The organism is Psychrobacter piscatorii, assembly GCF_001444505.1.
In the GTDB taxonomy this organism is placed as follows: domain Bacteria; phylum Pseudomonadota; class Gammaproteobacteria; order Pseudomonadales; family Moraxellaceae; genus Psychrobacter; species Psychrobacter piscatorii_B.
Genome location: NZ_LNDJ01000012.1, coordinates 1 through 3,322 on the forward strand (window position 1 = coordinate 1; position 3,322 = coordinate 3,322).

The 3,322-nt window shown below is 48.3% G+C and carries 1 rRNA gene; it reads left to right on the top strand.

The window, feature by feature from the left end:
* The first annotated feature begins 349 nt into the window (after positions 1-349).
* Positions 350-3,205, top strand: a 23S ribosomal RNA gene (locus AS194_RS01140).
* Positions 3,206-3,322 lie beyond the last annotated feature (117 nt).

Consider the following 3,322-nt stretch of genomic DNA (forward strand, 5'->3'; position numbering starts at 1 on the left):
ATACGGTTTAAGCTTAGCGTGCTAAATAAAATAGGTATTAAATAGAAACAAGTGATTTATCTTTGAATAAAGACACGATTACTTCTTTCTGTTTTATACAGAAACTTATGACTCGACGAGAGCATAGGAACTATTTAAAAACATAGATATGAGTCTGGGTTAGGAAGAGCGTGTTCACGCGCACTTCCTAACCTTAATAACTCACCTCTTAACGACATTGTTTGTTATCCCAGGGGTGAGTTATTAAAAAAGTAAAGAGAACTGAATCAAGCGTATAAACATAGGTGATATCGTTATCATAATTAGATTGTATGACACTTAGAAGTCGAAAGACTACTTGGGGTTGTATGGTCAAGTAATGAAGCGCACATGGTGGATGCCTTGGCAGTCAGAGGCGATGAAAGACGTGACAGCCTGCGATAAGCTTCGGGGAGGCGGCAATATCCTGTGATCCGGAGATTTCTGAATGGGGAAACCCACTTACCATAAGGTAGGTATCCTAATTTATTAGGAAGCGAACGAGGGGAAGTGAAACATCTCAGTACCCTTAGGAATAGACATCAATTGAGATTCCCCTAGTAGCGGCGAGCGAACGGGGAGAAGCCGATTAGTGCTAATGTAGAAGAACAGCGTGGGAAAGCTGACCGTAGTAGGTGATAGTCCTGTATTCGAAACATTAGCGTTAACATATTAAGTAGAGCGGGGCACGAGAAATCCTGTTTGAAGATGGGGGGACCATCCTCCAAGGCTAAATACTCCTGACTGACCGATAGTGAACCAGTACCGTGAGGGAAAGGCGAAAAGAACCCCTGTGAGGGGAGTGAAATAGAACCTGAAACCGTGTGCGTACAAGCAGTGGGAGCCCACTTGTTGGGTGACCGCGTACCTTTTGTATAATGGGTCAGCGACTTATATTCTGTAGCAAGGTTAACCGTTTAGGGGAGCCGTAGGGAAACCGAGTCTTAATAGGGCGAATAGTTGCAGGGTATAGACCCGAAACCGAGTGATCTATCCATGAGCAGGTTGAAAGTGCCGTAACAGGCACCGGAGGACCGAACCCACTGTCGTTGAAAAGCCAGGGGATGACTTGTGGATAGGGGTGAAAGGCTAATCAAACTCGGTGATAGCTGGTTCTCCCCGAAAGCTATTTAGGTAGCGCCTCGGACGAACACCATTGGGGGTAGAGCACTGTTTCGGCTAGGGGGTCATACCGACTTACCAAACCGATGCAAACTCCGAATACCGATGAGTGATATCCGGGAGACACACGGTGGGTGCTAACGTCCATCGTGGAGAGGGAAACAACCCAGACCGCCAGCTAAGGCCCCAAATTCCTAGTTAAGTGGGAAACGAGGTGGGAAGGCATAGACAGCTAGGAGGTTGGCTTAGAAGCAGCCATCCTTTAAAGAAAGCGTAATAGCTCACTAGTCGAGTCGGCCCGCGCGGAAGATGTAACGGGGCTCAAACTAGGAGCCGAAGCTGCGGATTTGAATTTGTTTTCAAGTGGTAGGGGAGCGTTGTGTAAGCCTGTGAAGGTGTGTTGTAAAGCATGCTGGAGGTATCACAAGAGCGAATGCTGACGTGAGTAACGATAATGCGAGTGAAAAGCTCGCACGCCGGAAGATCAAGGGTTCCAGTCCAACGTTAATCGGGGCTGGGTGAGTCGACCCCTAAGGCGAGGCCGAAAGGCGTAGTCGATGGGAAATCGGTTAATATTCCGATACTTGTTTATAATGCGATGGAGGGACGGAGAAGGTTATGTCAGCCTGGCGTTGGTTGTCCAGGTGAAAGGATGTAGGTTTATAGCTTAGGTAAATCCGGGCTATTATATACCGAGATCTGATAGCAAGCTGTACTTGTACAGCGAAGTGGCAAATACCATGCTTCCAGGAAAAGCTTCTAAGCAATAGTTATAAACGAATCGTACCCTAAACCGACACAGGTGATCAGGTAGAGAATACCAAGGCGCTTGAGAGAACTCTGCTGAAGGAACTAGGCAAAATGGTACCGTAACTTCGGGAGAAGGTACGCTGTTGATGGTGATAGGACTTGCTCCTTGAGCTGCTGGCAGTCGCAGATACCAGGCTGCTGCAACTGTTTATTAAAAACACAGCACTCTGCAAACACGAAAGTGGACGTATAGGGTGTGATGTCTGCCCGGTGCTGGAAGGTTAATTGATGGGGTTAGCGTAAGCGAAGCTCTTGATCGAAGCCCCAGTAAACGGCGGCCGTAACTATAACGGTCCTAAGGTAGCGAAATTCCTTGTCGGGTAAGTTCCGACCTGCACGAATGACATAATGATGGCAGCGCTGTCTCCAGCAGAGACTCAGTGAAATCGAAATCGCAGTGAAGATGCTGTGTACCCGCGGCTAGACGGAAAGACCCCGTGAACCTTTACTACAGCTTTACATTGAACTTTGACCTGACTTGTGCAGGATAGGTGGGAGGCTTTGAAACCGAGACGCTAGTCTTGGTGGAGCCAATCTTGAAATACCACCCTGGTCATGTTGGGGTTCTAACTCAGGTATCACAATACCGAGGACAATGTATGGTGGGTAGTTTGACTGGGGCGGTCTCCTCCTAAAGAGTAACGGAGGAGTACGAAGGTGCGCTCAGACCGGTCGGAAATCGGTCGAAGAGTATAAAGGCAAAAGCGCGCTTAACTGCGAGACCCACAAGTCGAGCAGGTACGAAAGTAGGTCTTAGTGATCCGGTGGTTCTGTATGGAAGGGCCATCGCTCAACGGATAAAAGGTACTCTGGGGATAACAGGCTGATACCGCCCAAGAGTTCATATCGACGGCGGTGTTTGGCACCTCGATGTCGGCTCATCTCATCCTAGGGCTGAAGCAGGTCCTAAGGGTATGGCTGTTCGCCATTTAAAGAGGTACGCGAGCTGGGTTTAGAACGTCGTGAGACAGTTCGGTCCCTATCTACCGTGGGCGTTGGAAATTTGAGAGGATCTGCTCCTAGTACGAGAGGACCAGAGTGGACGAACCTCTGGTGTTCGGGTTGTCACGCCAGTGGCATTGCCCGGTAGCTACGTTCGGATGGGATAACCGCTGAAAGCATCTAAGCGGGAAGCCCACCTCAAGATTAGATTTCCCTAAAGAGCCGTTCAAGACTAGGACGTTGATAGGCAGGGTGTGGAAGCGCAGCGATGTGTGTAGCTAACCTGTACTAATTGCTCGTTTGGCTTGACCATACAACACCCAAGTGGTTTGTATACAAGTCTAATTAATCTATCTTGTATAGCTCAGGCTATAGAAACAGACAGAACATTTCGATATCACCGTTCACCTTGATTCAGTTAGGTTAAGTG